Here is a 17,851-nt window from a genome sequence, read left to right as displayed (position 1 = left end):
ACGCCCGTCCCCGGGGGCTTTCGCCGCCTCAGCGCGCGCCGAAAGCGTCCTCCCCGGTGAGTTCGGCCGACAGCGTCCACAGCCGGGCGGCCTGCCCGGGATCGATCGCGAGCGCCGCGACCCCACCCACCGACATGTCGAGAAGGTCTGCCGCGTCGGTGATCCCGGCGACGTCGACGTCTTCGAGGTAGACCCCGCCGAGATTCTTCAGCTGCGGCGACGTAGCCGCCCACACCGAGGTCGCCGCCCCCTGCTCCGGCGTCTTCATGCTGTCGGGGTGCGGGAACGAGCCGTCCTCGTTCGCCCAGCCCATGGCCACCATCTCGGCCAGCGGCAGATGCCGCTGCAACCGGGTGTCGATCGTGCCCGGGTGCACCGAGAAGGCCCGCACACCCGCGTCCGCACCGAGGGCGTCCAGCTGCACCGCGAACAGCACGTTGGCGGTCTTGGCCTGGGCGTACGCGGCCCACTTGTCGTACTCACCCGCCCGGAACTGCGGGTCGTCCCAGCGCAGGCCACCGAACCGGTGGGCCCGGGAGGAGACAGAGACCACCCGGGCCCCACCCGCGTCCTCCAGCACCGGCCGGAGCCGGTTGACCAGGGCGAAGTGCCCGAGGTGGTTGGTGGCGAACTGTGACTCCCAGCCCGGGCCGACGCGCTCCAGGGGCGGCGCCATGATCCCGGCCGATCCGATCAGGAGGTCCAGGCCACGCCCGGAGGCCAGGAACCGGTCGGCGAAATCGGCCACACTCGTCAGGTCGGCCAGATCCAGCTCGTCCACCTCGACCCCGTCGATCCCGGCGAGCGCGGTGCGCGCACTGTCGGGCCTGCGGGCCGGCACCACGACGTGCGCGCCGGCGGCGGCGAGCGCCCGGGTCGTCGCCAGCCCGATCCCGGAGTAGCCCCCGGTGACGATCGCCACGGAGCCGGACAGGTCGACCCCGTCGAGCACCTGGTCCGTGGTGCTGCTCGCGCCGAACCCGGAGTGGAGCTTGGTCTGTGATGCGCTCACGGCATCTCCTCGTGAAATGTCCCGTCGACGGGCCGAACATCCGATGGTGGACGTCGGTCCCGGGTCCCGGAGGGGCCCTCACCAGCCAAGCGGGGCCGGGTCGGGCGCGACAGATTCTGCGACAGGGGTACTGCGGGTGACTGTCTGGACGGGAGCCGGCCGACGTATCGTCCCGTCATGGGAAGCGGTCCACGGGCTCAGGCGCAGATGCGCCGCCAGGTGCGGGAGTTCCTCTCGACCCGGCGTGATCGGCTCACCCCGGAGCAGGCGGGCCTGCCCGCCGTGAGCGGCCACCGGCGGGTGAAGGGCCTGCGCCGTGAGGAGGTCGCGGCCCTGGCCGGGATCAGCGTCGAGTACTACATCCGGCTCGAGCGCGGCGATGCCACCCACGTGTCGCAGAGCGTGCTGGAGGGCATCAGCCGGGCCCTGCGGCTCAGCGGTGCCGAGTACGCTCATCTGCTGGATCTGCTGCGGGCCGGGACCATCGCGTGTGCCCCGGTCACCGTCCCGCTCCGGCTCCGGCCGCCGGTGCAGCGCATCCTCGACTCGATGACCACCACCGCGGCGCTGGTGCACAACGGGTATCTCGACGTGATCGGCACCAATGCCCTGGGCCGGGCCCTGCTGCAGCCGCCGGCCCCCGGGGGCGACCGGCTCAACCTGGCCCGGTCCGTCTTCCTCGACCCGGCGGCCCGCACCTTCTGGCCGGACTGGGACGCTGTGGCCGACGACGTCACGGGCCGGCTCCTGGCCGGGTCCGGGCAGCAGCCCTGCGACCGGGTGCTGACCGGCCTGGTCGACGAGATCTCCGCCGGCAGCCAGGAGTTCCGCACCCGCTGGGCCCGCCACGACGTGTCGTTCCGCACCAGCGGGCGGCAGCGTCTGCATCACCCCGTGGTGGGTGAGCTGGACCTGCCCTTCGAGAGCACGGCCCTGACCGCCGATCCGGGCCTGACCCTGCTGATGTACACCGCCGAGCCCGGCACCCCTTCCGAGGACGCCCTGAGGCTCCTGTCGAGCTGGACGGCCGTCCTGCGCTGAGCGGGTCAGCGCACCAGCAGGGGCCGCATCATGTCGTGGTCCTCGTGGTGCAGTTCGTGGCAGTGCCAGACGTAGTTGCCCACCCGGTCGAACGTGGCGATGATGCGCGTGACCTCGCCGGGGTAGCAGACCGCGGTGTCCTTGGGGCCGCGCTCGTACGTCTCGGGCTTGCGGCGGGTGCCGCGGCCGGTGACGTCGACCATGGCCCCGGTGCCGCCGTCGGACATCGGCATGGACATCGTGGTGAACGTGAACGGGGCCCGGTCGAGGATCTGGAAATGCACCAGGTGCAGATGGATCGGGTGCGCGACCAGGCTGGTGTTGTAGATCTCCCACACCTCGGTGCGGCCCTTCGGCACGATCTCGGTGGCCTTGTCCATCCATTCCAGGGTGCCGGCCTCGAGGGTGCCGAGCATCTCCATGTCCCGGCCCTGCCCGTCGGAGCCCCGGTTGATGATGAGCCGGCGGGTGAAGGTGGACTTCGGGAAGGTCAGGGTGCGGCCCAGCGTGGTGCCCGCCTTCACCGTCGCCTCAGCGACTTTCGAGCGTTTGGCCGACACCCGGAAGCGCATGATCGAGGCCGTGGACGCGGTGTCGGCGGGGTTCCCGTCGCCGAACGACGTACCCGTCGGGCGGTTGGTGACGGTACCGGCGGCGTTGGTGAAACCCATGAGGGAACCGTCGATCCCGGCGTTGCGCAGGGTCATCGTGGTGCCCAGCTTGAGTTTCGAGAAGTCGATCACCACGTCGTACCGCTCCCCCGGGGCCAGCAGCAGGCTGGTGGTGGCGACGGCTGAGCGCAGCAGGCCCTGGTCGTTGCCGACGACCAGGAAGGAGGCGCCGCCGGTGAGGCGCAGCACGTACATCCGCGAGTCGGAGCCGTTGACGAGGCGGAAGCGGTACTTGCGCTGCTGCACGTCGAGCACCGGCCAGGGCACGCCGTTGACGGTGATGAAGTCGAAGAAGACGGACGCCTTGATGCCCCCGCTGGAGGGCGGGTCGGTCTCCATGAACAGCTGGCCGTCGTCCGTGAACGCCCGGTCCTGGATGACGATCTCGCGCTCGTACGCGGTCGCGGGCAGCACGTGCCGGGTGATCAGGGAGTTCTCGGTCGTGTCGCGCAGCAGGTAGAGGCCGGCCATCCCGGCGTAGACGTTCAGCCGGGTGATGCCGTGCGTGTGGTCGTGATACCAGAGGGTGCCGCCGGCCCGGCCGGAGTTGTCGTAGGTGTAGACGGCCTTCTTCCAGGTCTTGCCGCGGCGCCCGCTCTGCGTGGTCCAGGCCTCGGGGTGGCCGTCGCTCTGCCACTCGGTGTGCCCGCCGTGCAGGTGCGTCACCGTCGGCTTCTGCCCGGCCGGCAGGGCCAGCGTGGTCGCGTCGAGCAGGCTGGCGTCGACCGGCAGCAGGTGGCCGCCGGTCTGGCTGATCTTGCGGGTGCCGACCGGCAGCTTGTTGCGCCAGGTGACCTTGATCGACCGCCCGGCCTGGGTCTCGATCGTCGCCCCGGGCCAGGACGCCTGGCCCCCGGAGACCCGGTAGCCGTAGAGCTTGGTGGTGGGGAACCCGGTGAGCACCTGCTGGCGGAACTGCACGATGTCCACCGTGAGCTTCGACCCGGCCTTCGTCAGCTTGACGCGCGGCGGGCGGGGCAGGGCGCGGCGGAACTTGGACGCGTAGGACGCGCCCGAGATGCGGGTGGCCGCGGCGGCCCGGAGCGCCGGAGCGGCCGGAGCCGCTGTGCCCGACTCGACCCCGACCAGGGGCACCAGGCCGAGAGCGGCCGCGAGACGAAGAAACTGACGCCGTTCAACCTTCAACGGGCTCACCCCCGAGGATGTAGAACGCGCTGGACGGGCCGCAGTATGGACGAATCATTCCTCCTGCGTCAATCAGCTCCCACCCCCGCACGTCCCGGGGTGACCGCGAGGTTACGGTGAGCGTCGATCCGGCTCCCCCGCTGCCCCGGAACCGGTGCGTTCGTCGTCCTTTGCCGACGTCTTTGTTTGGTTCCTACAAAGCCCGGCCCCAGCTCCACGCGATGCCCCACATGGCGCAAGTACCCCCCGACGCAGCAAGGTGGAGGCTGGGGCACGATCCGGACCACGGCCGAGCCCCTTCGTTTTGCTTCTGGGAGGCTCAGCCGGTGTTCACTCGTGTCGCCATCGTCAACCGCGGAGAGGCCGCTATGCGGCTCATCCACGCCGTTCGTGATCTCGCTGCGGAGACCGGCGAGCGCCTCGAGACGGTCGCGCTGTACACCGACGCCGACCGGAACTCCACGTTCGTGCGGGAGGCCGACATCGCCTACCCGCTCGGCCCGGCCGCCGCGCGTCCGTACCTGAACCTCGCGGTGCTGGAGAAGGCCCTGACCGAGACGAAGGCGGACGCCGCCTGGGTCGGCTGGGGCTTCGTGGCCGAGGACCCGGCCTTCGCCGAGCTGTGCGACCGCATCGGGGTCACCTTCGTCGGCCCGAGCGCCGAGGCCATGCGCCGGCTCGGCGACAAGATCGGCTCCAAGCTGATCGCCGAGGAGGTCGGCGTGCCGGTGGCTCCCTGGAGCCGCGGCCCGCTGGAGTCGCTGGACCACGCGCTGACCCGGGCGAACGAGATCGGCTACCCGCTGATGCTGAAGGCGACCGCCGGGGGTGGCGGTCGCGGTATCCGCAAGGTGGCCACCGACGCCGACCTGACCGAGGCCTACCAGCGCACCAGTGACGAGGCCCTGCGGGCGTTCGGTTCCGGCGTGCTGTTCCTGGAGAGCCTGGTCAGTGGGGCCCGGCACGTCGAGGTGCAGGTCATCGCCGACGGCCAGGGCACCGCGTGGGCCCTGGGTGTGCGCGACTGCTCGGTGCAGCGGCGCAATCAGAAGGTCATCGAGGAGTCGGCCTCGGCCGTGCTCTCGGACGAGCAGACGGCCGACCTGAAGGCGTCCGCCGAGCGCCTGGCCGTGGCCGTCGGCTACCGCGGCGCCTGCACGGTCGAGTTCCTCTACCGCCCCGAGGACAAGCTGTTCGCCTTCCTCGAGGTGAACACCCGCCTCCAGGTCGAGCACCCGATCACCGAGATCACCACCGGCACCGACCTGGTGCGCCTGCAGCTGCACGTGGCCGAGGGCGGGAAGCTCGAGGGCACCGCCCCGGCCGAGATCGGTCACGCGGTCGAGGCACGGCTCAACGCCGAGGACCCCGACCGCGACTTCGCGCCGTCCCCCGGCCGCATCAGCCGTCTGCTGCTGCCCGCCGGCCCCGGTATCCGGGTGGACACGGGGGTCAGCGAGGGCGACACCATCCCCGCCGACTTCGACTCGATGATCGCGAAGATCATCGCCCACGGCCGTAACCGCGACCAGGCCCTGGCGCGCCTGCGCCGGGCGATGGCCGAGACCGTCGTGGTGATCGAGGGCGGCTCCACCAACAAGAGTTTCGTGATCGACCTGCTCGAGGCGCCCGAGGTGATCGACGCCTCCGCCGACACCGGCTGGATCGACCGGGTGCGCGAGCAGGGCCGTCTGATCACCCACCGGCACTCCGCGGTGGCCCTGGCCGCCGCCGCGATCGAGGCCTACCAGGACGAGGAGGAGGTCAGTCAGCAGCGTCTGCTGACCTCCGCCCACGGTGGCCGGCCGCAGGTGCAGCACGACAGCAGCCGTCCGCTGGACCTGAAGCTGCGCGGCGTGGCCTACCGGGTCAGCGTGGCCCGCACCGGCGCCTCCCGCTTCCGCGTGGGCATCTCCAGCGGCAGCAGCCATGATGTGGTGCACCCCGCCGACGTCGAGGTGGAGCGGTTCGACGAGCACAGCGGCCGGATCACCGTGAACGGTGAGCGGTTCCGGCTGGTCACCGCCACACACGGGCCGATCCACCTGGTCGAGGTGGACGGGGTGGCCCACCGGGTCAGCCTGGACGAGGGTGGCGTCGTGCGCTCCCCCGCCCCCGCCCTGGTGGTCGCCACACCGGTCGCGGTCGGCGACGAGATCGACGCCGGCGCGCCGATTCTCGTGCTGGAGAGCATGAAGATGGAGACGGTGCTGCGCGCACCGTTCCGGGCCCGGGTGCGCGAGTGCCCGGTGTCGGTGGGCAGCCAGGTCGAGACCGGCGCCCCGCTGATGCGCCTGGAGCCGCTGGCCGACCAGTCGCAGGTCGAGGCGGCACCCGTCGCCGCGGCTGAGATCGACCTGCCCGCCGAGCCGTCCGACACGTCCGCGGAACTGCGCGTGACCCGCGGCCTGCAAGACCTGCGCGCCCTGCTGCTGGGCTTCGACGTCTCCCCGAACGACGTGCTGGCCGACTACCTGGCCGCGCGCTCGGAGGTGGCCGGGCCGCCACTGCCGGGTGAGGTCGACCTGCTGACGGTGTTCGCCGACCTGTCCGAGCTGAACCGCAACCGGCCCCGGGCCGGGCTGGAGATCGAGCCGGGCAACCCGGTGCACAGCCCGCGCGAGTACTTCCACACCTACCTGCAGAGCCTGGACGTGGAGCGTTCCGGGGTGAGCCCGGTGTTCCAGACCCGCCTGACCCAGGTGCTGGGTTACTACGGCGTGACCGAGCTGGACCGCACGCCGCAGCTCGAGGCCGCGGTCTTCCGGATCTTCCTGGCCCAGCAGCGCATGACCCAGGCCAGCTCGATCGTGTCGCAGCTGCTGCGTCAGTGGCTGGTCGGTCAGGCCCCGCAGAACGGTCTGGGCGAGCGCGCCGGTACCGCCCTGCGGCACCTGGTGGAGGCCACCCAGGTGCGCTTCCCGGTGGTGTCGGACCTGGCCCGGGCCGTGGTGTTCCGCTGGTTCACCCAGCCCACACTGCGCCGGAACCGGGCCACCGTGTACGCCGCGGTGAGCGAGGACCTGCGCTACCTCGACCGGATGCCCGACGCCCCCGACCGCCCCGAGCGCATCCAGGCGATGGTGGCCGGGCCGGAGCCGCTGGTGCGTCTGGTGGGCCAGCGCATCGGCCGGCCCGACGTCGACCACACCGCCCTGCTCGAGGTCCTGACCCGCCGCTACTACGGCAGCCGGGGCCTGGTCGGCGCGATTGGCACGCGCGAGGCCGCAGGCTTCCGCTTCGTCACCGCCGAGCACACCAGCCCGGAGCGTCACACCCGGGTCGTCACCACGGCGATCGACTTCGAGCAGTTGCCCGACGCCCTGAGCGGGGTGGCGCAGCTCGCCGCCGACGTCGCCGAGCGCGGCCTGGTCGCCGACCTGTACGTGGCCTGGGACGACCAGCCCGACACCGACGCGATCGCCGCCCGCCTGGCGGAACTGCTCTCCGGGCAGAACCTTCCCGCCGCCGTGCGCCGGATCACGGTGACCGTGGCCGGGACCCGGGGCGCGGTCATGCACAACCACTTCACCTTCCGCCCCGGTCAGGGCAGCCTGACCGAGGACCGGCTGATCCGCGGTCTGCACCCGCAGATCGCCCAGCGCCTGCAGTTGCAGCGCCTGCGCGAATTCGACCTGACCCGGCTGCCGTCGACCGACGAAGAGGTTTACCTCTTCAAGGCGGTGGCGCGCAGCAACCCGGCCGACGAGCGGCTCTTCGTCATGGGCCAGGTGCGCGACCTGACGCCGCAGCGCGAGCCCGACGGCACGCTGATCGCACTGCCCAGCGTGGAGAACGCGATCATCAACGGGGTCGACGCGATCCGCGCCGTGCAGGCCGCCTCGCCGCAGAACCGGCGCCTGGCCACCAACCGGATCATGATGTATGTCTGGCCGATCACCGACCTGACGAACGCCGAGTTCGGCACACTGGTGCACCGGATCCTGCCCGCCGTGGTGGGCGCCGGCCTGGAAGAGGTGCAGTTCGTCGCCCGCCGCCGCAACGAGGCCGGCGAGATCGTCGACTTCTCCGTGCGTATCCAGCCCGCACCGGGCCGGGGCGCGCGCCTGGAGGTCGGCGAGCCGACCTCCGAGCCGGTGCAGCCGCTGGACGACTACCGGCAGAAGGTGCTGCGGGCAGCCGGGCGCGGCAACGTGTACCCGTACGAGCTGACCGGGCTGCTGTCCGGCACCGGCGGCAGGTTCACCGAGTACGACATCGTCGACGGCTCTTTCGCCGAGGTCACCCGCGCCCCCGGCGGTAACACGGCCGCGATCGTGGCCGGGGTGGTCACCACGCCCACGGCCCGGCACCCGGAGGGCCTGACCCGCGTGGTGCTGCTGGGCGACCCGACCAAGGCGCTGGGCTCACTGGCGGAACCCGAGTGCGCCCGGGTCATCGCGGCGATCGACCTGGCCGAGCGGATGCGGGTGCCGCTGGAGTGGTACGCCCTCTCGGCCGGCGCCAAGATCTCGATGAGCTCGGGTACCGAGAACATGGACTGGGTGGCCGCCGCGCTCAAGCGCATCGTGCTCTTCACCCAGGCCGGTGGCGAGATCAACATCGTGGTGGCGGGGATCAACGTCGGCGCCCAGCCGTACTGGAACGCCGAGGCCACGATGCTCATGCACACCAAGGGCATCCTGGTGATGACGCCGGACTCGGCCATGGTGCTGACCGGCAAGCAGTCCCTGGACTTCTCCGGCGGTGTCTCCGCCGAGGACAACTTCGGGATCGGCGGCTACGACCGGGTGATGGGCCCCAACGGCCAGGCGCAGTACTGGGCGCCTGACCTGACCGGGGCCCGCGACATCCTGATGGCGCACTACGACCACGCGTACATCGTTCCGGGAGAGAGCGTTCCGCGCAGCGCGCCGACGACCGACCCGGTCGACCGCGACATCCGCGACTACCCGCACCCCTCGGGCGAGGAGTTCACCACGGTCGGTGAGGTCTTCTCGGCCGAGCACAACCCGGACCGCAAGAAGCCGTTCGACATCCGCACCGTGATGCGCGCGCTGTCCGACCAGGACCACCAGGTGCTGGAGCGCTGGGCCGGCATGGCCGACTCCGACACCTCGGTGGTGCAGGACGCGCACATCGGCGGCCACCCGGTCACCCTGATCGGTATCGAGTCGAGAGCTGTTCCGCGGCGCGGCTTCCCGCCCACCGACGGCCCGGACACCTACACCGCGGGCACGCTGTTCCCGAAGTCGTCCAAGAAGACGGCCCGAGCCATCAACGCGGCCTCCGGCAACCGGCCCCTGGTGGTGCTGGCGAACCTGTCCGGGTTCGACGGTTCCCCCGAGTCGATGCGGCACCTCCAGCTCGAGTACGGCGCCGAGATCGGCCGGGCCATCGTCAACTTCGACGGCCCGATCGTGTTCACCGTGATCTCCCGTTACCACGGTGGTGCTTTCGTGGTGTTCTCGAAGGCCCTCAACCCGAACATGACGGTGCTGGCCCTGGAGGGCTCGTTCGCGTCGGTGCTGGGTGGCGCTCCCGCCGCGGCGGTCGTGTTCGCCGGCGAGGTCAACAAGAGGACGACGAACGACCCCCGGGTGAGCGACCTCCAGTCCCAGGTGCTGTCGGTCGGCGGCGCCGAGCGCGCCGCGCTGAACACCAAGCTCGCCGAGGTCCAGGGCGCCGTGCGCGCCGAGAAGCTGGGCGAGGTGGCCGCCGAGTTCGACCAGGTGCACAGCATCCGCCGGGCGGTCGAGGTCGGGTCGGTGGACGCGATCATCAGCGCCCAGGAGATGCGGCCTCGGATCATCGAGGCGATCGCGGCAGGGCTCGCGAAGCGCTAGAACCTGTTCGTGATCATGCGAAGGTTCCCCGGGGAGCCTTCGCATGATCACGGCTAGCCCGGGGTTCAGATACCCAGAGTGGCGACGGGTGCGGCAAACGCACCTCCGCCCTTGACCGCGGTCACGTCCGGCCCGCAGGGTCTTGAGTGATGTACACCTTGTCCTCACCCACCGTGCTCGCTTCCGACGCAGCCACGCACCCGGCCGCCGCCCCGGTCCTGCGGGCGCTCAGCAGCGCGTTCCGGATCACCCAGGACGGCGCCACGGCCCTGGGCCGGGCCTGGCTCGCCCGTGACCAGGAGGCCACCGGCATCGCCGGGGGCCTGGTCCAGCTGCTCGACCTGAACTCCCCCACGATGCCCGAGACGCTGCGCATCGCCGGCTCGGCCCTGAAGGGCGGGGCCGCCGTCGGTGCGGACGCCATCGCCTCGGGCCGGTTCGGCAACGCCTCGCAGGTCGCAGCGCTGGTCGCGACCGAGGCCACGGTCTGGCCCGACGCCCCGGTCGCCACCGTGCCGGGTCTGGGGGCCGCACCCGCCTCCGCCGCGGCAGCGGCCGCCGCGGTCGCCGCCTACTGGGCGGGCCCCGAGCTCGGCCTGGAGCACGTGCGCGCCCTGCGGGCCCCGTTCAGCCTCGTCGCCCTGGGCGGGAGCGGGATTTTCGAGTCCGGCCCGACGGTCTACGGCCCGCGCAGCGCGCCGGTGCTGGAGCTGATCGACCGGGTGCGCACCGGCGACCTCGCCCCGGCACAGTTGTCGGCCGTGACCTGGCCCGTCGGGATCTGGTCACGGGCCATGCACGAGGCCGCCTGGGCCTGCCTGCGCGAGGGGCGCCTGCGGTTCCAGATGCGGGCCGTGCTCGACGTGACGATGGAGTTCGTGCGGGCCAACCCGGACCTGACCCCGGCCGCGACGCGCGCCGCCCTGGCCGCCCTGCACGCGATGACCGTGCACCGGCTCGTCGGCGACGTGCTGGACGAGAAGCCCCTCGGGGAACTGGCACTCGCCGACCTCGGGCTCTGACCCGGAGCTGCTTCCCCCGCACCGTCCACGGAGAAGTTGCCGTCGGCGATGACCACGAAGGTGTGCCGGCCTTCGGCAAGGGTTCGCCGGCCTTCGGCAAGGGTTCGCCGGCCTTTGGCAAGGGTTCGCCAGCCTCCGGCAAGGGTTCGCCAGCCTCCGGCAAGGGTTCGCCAGCCTCCGGCAAGGGTTCGCCAGCCTCCGGCAAGGGTTCGCCAGCCTCCGGCAAGGCCGACCACGCCCCGATCGAGGATCAACAGGTTCGCGTTGTGTACACCTGGTACATCCGGTACCGGATGTACCAGGTGTACACAACGCATCCGTTGCCATTCCTGGATTCCTGCCATCCGGAGCACGCTCTGGGCCGGCCTCGCCGGGCCGGGCCGCGTCCCTGATCGTCCCGTTGGACACCTGCACAGGGAGATGCCCGACAGCAGGCCCACATCCATGGCGACACGGAGTGAGCCCCTCAGCGCCAGCGGAGGGAGGAGGGCACTGAGGGGCGATGGGAGCCGCCAGGACGGCGTGTAGTCGGCAGGTAGTCGGCGCGCAGTCGGCAGGTAGTGGGCGCGCAGTTGGCAGGCCCCATAGCGCCGATGTCGTCTGCATCGCCCGTGCCAGCCGCATCGCCCGTGCCAGCCGCATCGCCCGTGCCAGCCGCATCGCCCGTGCCAGCCGCATCGCTGGCACCGGCCCGATGCGGAAACGGTTACCCGGTTACCGCGTGCAAGACAGGATGGACGGCATGTCACGGACGCGGGCTGTGCGATCGAAGGACAACACCACATTCGTCGGCCGGCGGATCGGCGAACAACTCAACCGGCTCCGCGAAGCCTCCGGAACCGACGTGATGGACCTCGACCGTTCCGGTTTCATGTCGCGGCAAACGATCTGGCGCCTCCAGGGTGGCCAGGGCCCCTACAAGGAGACCACCATCCGGGCGCTCTGCCAGAAATACGGGGCTGGGCAGGAAGATGTGGACAAGCTTCTGGAAATGGCCGCCCGGTGGCGGGAGAAGAGCTTTCACGAGCCGTACGGCTCACGCTTCGGTCTTTACCTGGAGACCGAGCAGGAAGCCGAAGCAATTACGGCGCTTCATGAGTCGGTCATCAATGGAGCGTGCAACGTGATCACACCTTGGGTTAAGTCGGCCCGATCCAACTCCGACGGTCAATGCGTCGAGCAGCGGAAGAATGGCTCGGACCGCCAGATCAGAGACAGCAAGAATCCTGAAGGTCCCCTTCTCACGCTCGGTAGTGCTGCCTATGCGAACCTCATCGGAGCCGCCAAGAGCGGCGTGCTGGACAGCCTGTCCGACTGACAGGCCACCGCCCACGGGGGCCCCGGAGGCAGCCAGGTCTCCGGGGCCTCAACCCGGGGCGGACCGGCCCACCCGCCAATAGCCCATGAAGTGGATGTCCCGCCTGGGCACACCCCGGTCGTTGACGAGATGCCTGCGGACACCCGTCGCGAGTTTCGCCTCTCCCGCCACCCAGGCGGTACACGGCCCGGCCGGGAGGTTCGCGGACCGAACCGCCTCCAGGGCGAGGGTTCCCGGGGTCACGTTTCCCGGGGGCAGGGAGGGATCGTCCCGCACCACCCACTGCACGTTCACCCCCGCCGGCGCGACCAGGTGCTCACGGACGTCCCCCGTTGTGGGCACTTCGAGAATGGCGTCGCCGGTGAGGGCCTGCGGAGCCCGCTCCAGGATGGCGGCGATCGCCGGTAGCGCACTCTCGTCGCCGACGAGCAGTTGGCGACACCCGTCAGGGGGTGGCTGGTAGGTCAGGCCGATGTCAAAAATTCCTGCGGGCGAACCCTTCTGGGCCGCGCGCAGCCAGGTCGAGGTCGGCGTGTCACCGTGCACCGCGATCTCGATGTCGATCTCGTCCTGCTCGGGACGCACCCGCCGCACCGTCATGTTGCGCACCCACGGCCGGCTGGCCTTCGGCCACAGCAGCAGCTCGGCGATCCAGGCCTCGCTGTTGCGGGTGGGCATGCGCAGATCGGGCTGCCCCGGGCGCGGGAAGAACAGCCGCACGCCCTGGTCGTCCCCGGCCACGTGCAGGTGCTTCAGCTCCGGGCCGCCCAGGGTGAGGGTGACGAAGCTGTCGGACAGCGGCTGCACCGACCGCACCTCGAGGGTGATCATGCGGCGCTCGGCGGGCAGGCGCACCTTCGGGATCATCGAGGCCCTGCCTCGGTAAAGTTGCAGGTCATGACACAATTATGAGCAATTGCTCGCCTCACCGGTACTCGCTTTCGCCGCCGCCCCGACCAGGAGACCCGATGCCCCGGCAAACCCCGATCCAACCGCGGAAACAGCCCCGCCAGGCGCGCGCCGAGCTGACCCGCCGGCGCATTCTCGACGCGGCTGCTCACGTTTTCGCCGAGTACGGGTACGCCGCCGGCACCACCAACCGGATCGCGGAGCAGGCCGGGATCTCCATCGGGTCGCTCTACCAGTACTACCCGAACAAGGACGCGCTCCTGCTCGAACTGCTCTCCCAGCACCTGGACGCCTCCCCGATGCTCGCGCTGACCGAGAACGGCTCCGCTCAGAGGGATCTGGAGGACATGCTGCGGGCCACGGTGCGCGCGTCCATCGACAACCACCGCCACGACCCGCATCTGCTGCAGGTGATGATCGAGCAGGCCCCCCGGTCCGGCGAACTGATCGCCCGGATGGAGACGGTGCAGCGCGAGACCGCGCAGCGCCTGGAGACCGTGCTGCGCGAGCACCCCGAGGTGCGCGTGGCCGACGTCGCCACCGCGGCGCAGCTGGTGCTGACCACCGTGGAACTCTCGGTGCACCTTCTGGTCGCGGCTCCCGATCCGGTGGACGCCTCCCACCTGGAGACCGAGATGGTCGCGATGCTGAGCGGCTACCTCCGGGGCTCATGACCGGCTTGCCCGATTTAAATCACGTGGTTTAAATGGTGACGCAAAGAATTCGCATCGACGCTGAGAGTTGCGAGAGGTGGCCCATGACGAACACCACCACGACCCCCCAATATCCGATGGCCCGGGACGCCCGCTGTCCCTTCGATCCCGCGCCCGCGCTGCACGACCAGCAGGAGCAGGCACCGCTGACGAAGGTCTGTATCTGGAACGGCACCACCCACTGGCTGGTGACCCGCTACGAGGAACAGCGGGCGCTGCTGGCCGATCCGCGGGTCAGCGCCGACGTCTTCCGCGACGGATTCCCGCTGGCCGCACCGATTGTCGGCAACCGTCGGCCCGGCTTCATCGTGCAGGACGATCCGGAGCACGCCCGGCTGCGGCGCATGGTCACAGCGCCGTTCGCGGTCAAGCGCATCCAGGCCATGCGCCCGGCGATCCAGAAGATCACCGACGACCTGATCGACGACCTGCTGGCCGGCCCGAACCCGGCCGATCTGGTCGAGGCCTTCGCCCTGCCGGTGCCGTCGCTGGTGATCTGCGACCTGCTCGGGGTGCCGTACACCGATCACGAGTTCTTCCAGCAGAACAGCAAAACCCTGATCCGGCTGTCGGTCCCGCCCGAAGAACGCGCGGCGGCGGCGCAGAACGTGCGCGGCTATCTCACCGATCTGCTGGCCCAGAAGGCCCGTCGTCCCGGTGACGACCTGCTGTCCATGCTGGTCGGCCGGGTCGAGGCCGGCGAACTCACCCCCGACGACGCCGCCGGGGTCGGCTTGCTGCTGCTCATCGCGGGGCACGAGACCACCGCCAACATGATCGCCCTGGGCACCCTCGCCCTGCTGCAGAACCCGGAGCAGCTGGCCCTGCTGCGCGGGAGCGACGATCCGAAACTGGTGGCGAGCGCCGTCGAGGAACTGCTGCGTTACCTCAGCATCACGCACAACGGCCGGCGGCGTGTGGCCCTCGAAGACATCGATATCGCGGGTGAGACCATCCGCGCCGGTGAGGGAATCATCTGCCCGAACGAGCTCGGCAACCGCGATCCCCGGGCGTTCGCGGCGCCCGACGACCTCGATCTGACCCGTGACGCCCGTCATCACGTGGCCTTCGGGTTCGGTGTGCACCAGTGCCTCGGCCAGCCGCTGGCCCGCCTCGAGCTCCAGGTGGTCTACAGCACGCTCTACCGGCGCATTCCGACGCTGCGCCTGGCCACGACGGTCGACGCTGTCCCGTTCAAGAACGACGGTGTGGTTTACGGCGTCTACGAGCTTCCGGTGGCCTGGTAAAGCTTTTCGAGACAGGAGCGGCACATGAGGATTGTCGTCGATCAGGACCGGTGCGTGGCCTCGGGGCAGTGCGTGATGGCGGCCGAGGAGGTGTTCGACCAGCGCGACGAAGACGGAGTCGCGGTGCTGCTCACGCCGCAGCCGGCCGACGATCAGCTCGGCGACGTGCAGCAGGCGATCACGGTCTGCCCGGCCCGGGCCATCTGGCTGGAGCCCGATTCCGTGGCCTGATCACGGGTGCATCGCCGGGTGTTCACGTCAGAATGAAGGGTGGATCATGTCGCGCAGGAGTTCGGCGTCACCCAGCTGCGCCTGCTCGACGCCGCCGAGCGGCTCTACGCGGAGCACGGTCTGGCGGCCGTCTCCAACCGGCAGATCAGTGAGGCGGCCGGGCAGGCCAACACGGCCGCGGTCAGCTACCACTTCGGTTCGAAGACCGACCTGCTGACGGCGATCACCCGTCGGCACGCCGGGCCGATCGACGTGATCCGGCAGGACATGCTCGACCGGTGCCGCGACGGCGCGCCGCTGCGGGACCGGGTGGCCTGCCTGGTCACCCCGTTGACCCGGCACCTGGACGATCTGGGGCCGCCGACCTGGTACGCCCGCTTCTCCGAGCAGTTGTTCACCGATCCGCAGCTGCGCGCGGTCGTGGTCCGTGACGGGGTCCGGTCCCCCACGATGGTCCGCGCGCTGAACGGCCTGTCCGGGGCCCTGCCGGTCCTGCCGCCGGCGGTGCGCCTCACCCGCAGTGAGATGGCCCGCTCGCTGCTCGTGCACGTCACCGCCGAGCACGAGCGGGCCCTGGCCCACGAGCGTGATGGTGGACGTCCGACCTGGCAGTCCATGTCGGACCACCTGGTCGACGCGATGGTGGGGTTGCTGGTCGCGCCGACCACGCAGCCCACTGCCTGATTCAGACTGCTGTTCTCAGCGTTCCAGATAGGGCCGGCCCACCTCGACCAGGCCGCTCTCGTAGGCGAGCACGACGGCCTGGGTGCGGTCGCGCAGGCCGAGCTTGTCGAGAATGCGGCTGACGTGGGTCTTCACGGTGTGCTCGGCCACCACGAGGTGAGCGGCGATCTCGGCGTTCGAGAGCCCGGACGCGATCAGCTTCAGCACCTCGGTCTCGCGGGGCGTCAACCCGCTCAGACGCTGGTCCGGGGCCGTCCGGCCGGCGAAATGCGCGATCAGGCGGCGGGTCACGGTCGGGGCCAGGAGTCCTTCCCCGGCGGCGACCACACGCACGGCCTGCACCAGGTCGGCCCGGCGGGCGTCCTTGAGCAGAAACCCGCCGGCCCCGGCGCGCAGGGCCTCGTACACGTAGTCGTCCAGGTCGAAGGTGGTCAGGATCAGCACCTTCGCCGGATGAGGTCCGGGCCGGGCCAGGATCCGGCGGGTCGCCTCGATACCGTTCAGGTGGGGCATCCGCACATCCATCAGAATCACGTCAGGGTTAAGTGTTCCGGCCCGCTCCACCGCCTGGAGGCCGTCCTCGGCCGTGCCCACCACTTCCAGATCGGGTTCGGCCGAGATCACCGCCGAGAACGCCGAGCGCACCATCGCCTGATCGTCGACGATCATGACCTTCGTCCTCACCGCCACACCTTCCTGTCATCTGCCGTCCTGGAGCAACTCTCGTCCCGGGTGGTTCCCGCCCACCCGGGGCGACGTGACGGACGTCCACCATGATCGGGCTCTTTCATCTCTGCGCCGGCAGGATGGCCTGGGCCACGAAACCATCGGGAGTCGGCCCGGCCTGGAAGCGCCCACCGGCCGCGATCGCCCGTTCCCCCATGCCGGTGAGCCCGTGCCCGGTCTGCCGCACCGGCCCCACCGTGAGCCACCGCAGACGCAGGTCGTCGGTGCGTTCCGGCGCCTCGGGAGCCTGCGGAGACGGGCCATTTCCGTTGAGCACCAGCAGGTGCACACCGTCGACGTCACCGTGCGCCTCGAACCGCACGGCGGTCCCCGGCGCGTGCCGGGCCGCGTTGGACAGCGCCTCCTGGACGATCCGGTAGCCGGCCAGCGACCGGCCCGGGCTCAGAACGTCGAGGCTCCCGGTGATCGCGACGTCGAGACGCATGCCCGCCCGCCGGTTCGTGCCGATCAGCTCGTCCAGCAGATGCAGGCCGGGCGGAGGACCGTCCTGCGCATGGGAGTTCTCCTGGCGCAGGACCGACAGCAGGGCCCGGGTCTCGGTCAGGGCCGCCCGCGCGGCCTCCGAGATGGTGCGCATCTCCGCGCGGGCCTGCTCGTCCAGATGCGGCAGCCGCAGGTCGGCCGACTCGCTCTGCACCACGATCAGCGACATGTGGTGCGCGACGATGTCGTGCAGGTCGCGGGCCAGTTCGGCGCGTTCCTCCAGCACGAGCAGCCGGGCGCGCTCGACCGCACCCACTCTCCGCTCCTCCAGCAGTTCCTCCCGGGTCCGGAAGAACTTCCACATCAGCACCGCGGCCAGTCCCACCAGCACGAGGTACCGGTCGGCCCCGCCGAAGATGCTGCCGAAGAAGATCAGGAACATCGCCGACAGCACGGCGAGCGGCCCGAGTGTCAGCCACGTCTTCCATCGCGGAGTCACACAACCCGCCTATTTCCGCGCAGCGGTGGACGTCGTGGATTCGGTGGATGCGGTGGGCGCGGTGGTGCGCGCCAGACGGCCCACGAGCCTCCAGATGCCGTGGAAGATCGCCGCGTTGACCAGGGCACCGATCACGATCCCGCAGTACCAGAACGCCCAGGACACCTCGACGAGAGGAAGCATCAGGAGGGACGCCGGCATGGTCAGCAGCATCGGCACCACCCCGGCCAGGTTGGCGTCGGAACCCTCCCACGTGCGCACCGACCACTCCGCCCACACCGTCGTCCCCACGACGGCCGCCAGGTAGACGCGGGAGATCCAGCTCCCGGCGACCCAGCCGACGACCCGCCTCACCGATGCCGTCCTCGTGCGCTCGTCCAT

General features: G+C 70.5%; 14 protein-coding genes. 8 read left to right on the top strand and 6 right to left on the bottom strand.

Annotated elements, in window-relative coordinates:
- Nucleotides 1-28: 28 nt before the first annotated feature.
- Nucleotides 29-1,012 (bottom strand): oxidoreductase, encoded by a 984-nt coding sequence (locus LR393_RS04780; protein ID WP_231481921.1) that lies wholly within the window; start codon nt 1,010-1,012, stop codon nt 29-31.
- Between the two features lie 177 nt (nt 1,013-1,189).
- Here LR393_RS04780 and LR393_RS04775 point away from each other — a divergent pair, with 177 nt between their 5' ends.
- Complete coding sequence (locus tag LR393_RS04775; protein WP_231481920.1) at nt 1,190-2,053, top strand: helix-turn-helix domain-containing protein; 864 nt, start codon at nt 1,190-1,192, stop codon at nt 2,051-2,053.
- Nucleotides 2,054-2,058: 5 nt separating this feature from the next.
- Here the strand turns inward: LR393_RS04775 and LR393_RS04770 are convergent, their stop codons facing one another.
- Nucleotides 2,059-3,870 carry a multicopper oxidase family protein gene (locus LR393_RS04770; RefSeq protein WP_231481919.1) on the bottom strand — a complete coding sequence of 604 codons (1,812 nt, stop codon included), beginning with the start codon at nt 3,868-3,870 and terminating at the stop codon, nt 2,059-2,061.
- Between the two features lie 326 nt (nt 3,871-4,196).
- Here LR393_RS04770 and LR393_RS04765 point away from each other — a divergent pair, with 326 nt between their 5' ends.
- The 3 genes from LR393_RS04765 (at nt 4,197) to LR393_RS04755 (ending at nt 12,017) form a co-directional block, all read left to right on the top strand.
- Nucleotides 4,197-9,677: an ATP-binding protein gene (locus LR393_RS04765; protein WP_231481918.1), complete on the top strand. Its 5,481-nt coding sequence runs from the start codon at nt 4,197-4,199 to the stop codon at nt 9,675-9,677.
- Between the two features lie 149 nt (nt 9,678-9,826).
- Nucleotides 9,827-10,699 (top strand): hypothetical protein, encoded by an 873-nt coding sequence (locus tag LR393_RS04760; protein WP_231481917.1) that lies wholly within the window; start codon nt 9,827-9,829, stop codon nt 10,697-10,699.
- A gap of 502 nt (nt 10,700-11,201) precedes the next feature.
- Nucleotides 11,202-12,017: a DUF397 domain-containing protein gene (locus LR393_RS04755; protein ID WP_231481916.1), complete on the top strand. Its 816-nt coding sequence runs from the start codon at nt 11,202-11,204 to the stop codon at nt 12,015-12,017.
- A gap of 48 nt (nt 12,018-12,065) precedes the next feature.
- On the opposite strand, the gene LR393_RS04750 is transcribed toward LR393_RS04755, so the two are convergent.
- Nucleotides 12,066-12,884 carry a siderophore-interacting protein gene (locus tag LR393_RS04750; RefSeq protein WP_231481915.1) on the bottom strand — a complete coding sequence of 273 codons (819 nt, stop codon included), beginning with the start codon at nt 12,882-12,884 and terminating at the stop codon, nt 12,066-12,068.
- Between the two features lie 101 nt (nt 12,885-12,985).
- On the opposite strand from LR393_RS04750, the gene LR393_RS04745 reads away from it, so the two are divergent.
- From LR393_RS04745 to LR393_RS04730, 4 genes are all read left to right on the top strand, one after another.
- Entirely contained in the window at nt 12,986-13,600 is a 615-nt protein-coding gene (locus LR393_RS04745) for a TetR/AcrR family transcriptional regulator (protein WP_231481914.1), read from the top strand.
- 83 nt (nt 13,601-13,683) lie between these two features.
- Nucleotides 13,684-14,886 carry a cytochrome P450 gene (locus LR393_RS04740; protein ID WP_231481913.1) on the top strand — a complete coding sequence of 401 codons (1,203 nt, stop codon included), beginning with the start codon at nt 13,684-13,686 and terminating at the stop codon, nt 14,884-14,886.
- A gap of 24 nt (nt 14,887-14,910) precedes the next feature.
- Nucleotides 14,911-15,117, top strand: a complete 207-nt coding sequence (locus LR393_RS04735; protein WP_231481912.1) for a ferredoxin — start codon at nt 14,911-14,913, stop codon at nt 15,115-15,117.
- Between the two features lie 39 nt (nt 15,118-15,156).
- Nucleotides 15,157-15,801, top strand: a complete 645-nt coding sequence (locus LR393_RS04730) for a TetR/AcrR family transcriptional regulator (protein WP_231481911.1) — start codon at nt 15,157-15,159, stop codon at nt 15,799-15,801.
- Nucleotides 15,802-15,816: 15 nt separating this feature from the next.
- Here the strand turns inward: LR393_RS04730 and LR393_RS04725 are convergent, their stop codons facing one another.
- The 3 genes from LR393_RS04725 to LR393_RS04715 all read right to left on the bottom strand — a co-directional run bounded on the left by LR393_RS04725 (nt 15,817) and on the right by LR393_RS04715 (nt 17,824).
- On the bottom strand, nt 15,817-16,485 hold the full coding sequence (locus LR393_RS04725; RefSeq protein WP_345718876.1) for a response regulator transcription factor: 669 nt from the start codon (nt 16,483-16,485) through the stop codon (nt 15,817-15,819).
- A gap of 103 nt (nt 16,486-16,588) precedes the next feature.
- Nucleotides 16,589-17,470 carry a sensor histidine kinase gene (locus LR393_RS04720; RefSeq protein ID WP_231481909.1) on the bottom strand — a complete coding sequence of 294 codons (882 nt, stop codon included), beginning with the start codon at nt 17,468-17,470 and terminating at the stop codon, nt 16,589-16,591.
- Nucleotides 17,471-17,479: 9 nt separating this feature from the next.
- A complete protein-coding gene (locus LR393_RS04715; protein ID WP_231481908.1) occupies nt 17,480-17,824 on the bottom strand; it encodes an SCO4225 family membrane protein in 345 nt (114 codons plus the stop codon).
- Nucleotides 17,825-17,851: the final 27 nt, after the last annotated feature.

This window comes from Kineosporia mesophila (assembly GCF_021129235.1).
In the GTDB taxonomy this organism is placed as follows: domain Bacteria; phylum Actinomycetota; class Actinomycetes; order Actinomycetales; family Kineosporiaceae; genus Kineosporia; species Kineosporia mesophila.
The sequence above is the reverse complement of the archived record's forward strand: the minus strand, read 5'-3'. Positions and strand labels throughout refer to the sequence as shown.

What these genes read in the sequence shown, in the direction of transcription:
- LR393_RS04775 (WP_231481920.1), top strand. Translation starts at nt 1,190, where the DNA reads ATGGGAAGCGGTCCACGGGCTCAGGCGCAGATGCGCCGCCAGGTGCGG.
- LR393_RS04760 (WP_231481917.1), top strand. Translation starts at nt 9,827, where the DNA reads ATGTACACCTTGTCCTCACCCACCGTGCTCGCTTCCGACGCAGCCACG.
- LR393_RS04755 (WP_231481916.1), top strand. Translation starts at nt 11,202, where the DNA reads ATGGGAGCCGCCAGGACGGCGTGTAGTCGGCAGGTAGTCGGCGCGCAG.
- LR393_RS04750 (WP_231481915.1), bottom strand. Translation starts at nt 12,884, where the DNA reads ATGATCCCGAAGGTGCGCCTGCCCGCCGAGCGCCGCATGATCACCCTC.
- LR393_RS04745 (WP_231481914.1), top strand. Translation starts at nt 12,986, where the DNA reads ATGCCCCGGCAAACCCCGATCCAACCGCGGAAACAGCCCCGCCAGGCG.
- LR393_RS04740 (WP_231481913.1), top strand. Translation starts at nt 13,684, where the DNA reads ATGACGAACACCACCACGACCCCCCAATATCCGATGGCCCGGGACGCC.
- LR393_RS04735 (WP_231481912.1), top strand. Translation starts at nt 14,911, where the DNA reads ATGAGGATTGTCGTCGATCAGGACCGGTGCGTGGCCTCGGGGCAGTGC.